This is a genomic window from Pantoea sp. VS1 (assembly GCF_002207995.1).
GTDB lineage: Bacteria > Pseudomonadota > Gammaproteobacteria > Enterobacterales > Enterobacteriaceae > Pantoea > Pantoea dispersa.
Map to the genome: position 1 here is coordinate 1 of NZ_NHZE01000177.1, position 288 is coordinate 288.

At 64.9% G+C, this 288-nt stretch carries 1 protein-coding gene; it reads left to right on the plus strand.

What is annotated here, in order from left to right; translation table 11 throughout:
* On the plus strand, positions 1-288 hold a 288-nt coding region (traF, locus tag CBW22_RS25720), incomplete at both ends, for a conjugal transfer protein TraF (RefSeq protein WP_176428208.1).

Here is a 288-nt window from a genome sequence, read left to right on the forward strand (position 1 = left end):
CCGATCCCCCTGCGCCGAAGCCTCAGCCCGCGCCGCAGGTGCCGGACTTCAGCCGGCTGTCACCCAGCGAGCAGGCTGACGTGCTGAAAGGCTACACGAAGGAGGCGCTGAACAACGCCATCCTGCATCCGTCGGCGGAGAATACGGCTACCTTCCTGCGCTGGCAGAAGTTCTGGACCGACCGGGCCTCGATGTTCAGCCAGTCGTTCGCGGTGGCGCAGCTTGACCATCCGGATCTCGATTACAACCTGGAACACCCGCACTACAACAGCACCGCGCCGCTGCAGC